Source organism: Shewanella sp. Sh95, from assembly GCF_001308045.1.
Lineage (GTDB): Bacteria > Pseudomonadota > Gammaproteobacteria > Enterobacterales > Shewanellaceae > Shewanella > Shewanella xiamenensis.
Map to the genome: position 1 here is coordinate 1 of NZ_LGYY01000113.1, position 1,486 is coordinate 1,486.

Sequence of the window (1,486 nt, forward strand, 5' to 3'; positions counted from 1 at the left end):
GGATATTGGCTTCGCGCATCTTGTTGTCCAAGTGTAGTTTTTAGCGAAACCATTTGATCATGCAACAAGATGCGCTTCCACCCTAATTTGATGATTTATTTGTAAATCATCAGGGGATTCTTCAGGGTAAAGTGTCGAGAATTAATTATTGATGGTTATTTCAAAGGCCGATTGATTTGCGAGCGCTTAGTCATCCAAGCACATGGGATTGTCGACGGTGATGTTGCTTGTACTTCAATGCAAGTCAATGAAGGCGGCCAGTTTATTGGTTTAAGGATTAAGGAAGATCACCAGACAATCCACGCACATAGCCTGCCCTCTGCAACATCGACAAACGTATTGTTATCGCAGAGTCAAAATGACTAATCCACATTTCAGCCCATAAAAGAGCGAGGGTGTGTCGACGTTTAGAGATTAACCTTTATTTGCGCCGCTAAATTCTAGCCTACGTCACGCGAGTGATGTGTCGTTGTTCCAACCAACTACGAGCGACTCTGATGAAGATGATGAGCTCGCTAAATTACTCCTCCAGCCCAAAATCGCCTAAATAAACACCATACAATCCAATGACTAGCATTGTTGGTTAACCAATTGTTAAATTAAAGATTGAGATCACAGTTAAGCCGTACGACAACTGCTAACCTAATCCACCAACAATGCATTTTGTGCATACGGTTTACTGCTTAATCAATGGTATCGATATGCTTAGGCAAAACTGTGTGACTGCAGACTCAGACTCATCGCAAGGCGAGACCAAATGAGCAATCAATTACTAAAACAAATCTGCGAACTTGATGTATTCACCTTACTTGTATTTAAAAGTATTTTTGATAACGGACATGCAAATAGTGCCGCCAAAGCGTTAAATGTGTCGGCTCCCAAAATTAGCCGCTGTCTCAATGCGCTACGGTTAACCTTTAATGATGAACTATTTTATCGGCGCCAACAGGGGCTCAAACCCACACCTCTTGCTGAAAGTCTGTATGTCGCTATTTGCCAATTCACCGATTCGGTTTATCACCTAGAACAATCTGCAATGCAGCTGCAAAATGCAGCGAGTCACGTTGAATTACCGCTCCATATAGCCGCAAGTAATGGATTATTAAGTTTCTTAGCACCACAGCTCAGTTCACCCGATGTGATAAGTGAATTAGGCCAAATAAGACTACACAAGTGGCAAGATAATAGTGCAGAACTGATACATGCAGGTGAATTAGATTTTGGGATCACAATAGAGCCGACCGAATCCAAAGAGCTTAGTGTTACACGCTTAGGCTGTATTTCAAATGTCTATGTCGTTGCCTCGAAACATCATTCCCTTTGGGAAAGCCAACTTGAAATCAGCCTTGAGCACATATGGAGGGCGTTCAAAATTCTGTGTCAGGCTAATTTTTAAATTTCCAGCACGCTATCTAAACGTCCTTCAAAATAAATCGCTAACTGAGATAAACAAAGGCTCCAATTGTGGATTGGCATGGTCCATTTA

Annotated in this window: 2 pseudogenes; both read left to right on the top strand. The window is 41.8% G+C overall.

Features of this window, described 5'->3' with window-relative positions:
- Positions 1-108: 108 nt before the first annotated feature.
- Positions 109-366, top strand: a pseudogene (locus AEA42_RS21775) (polymer-forming cytoskeletal protein); the annotation flags it as partial.
- Between the two features lie 391 nt (positions 367-757).
- A pseudogene (locus AEA42_RS08540) lies at positions 758-1,363 on the top strand (LysR family transcriptional regulator); the annotation flags it as partial.
- Positions 1,364-1,486 lie beyond the last annotated feature (123 nt).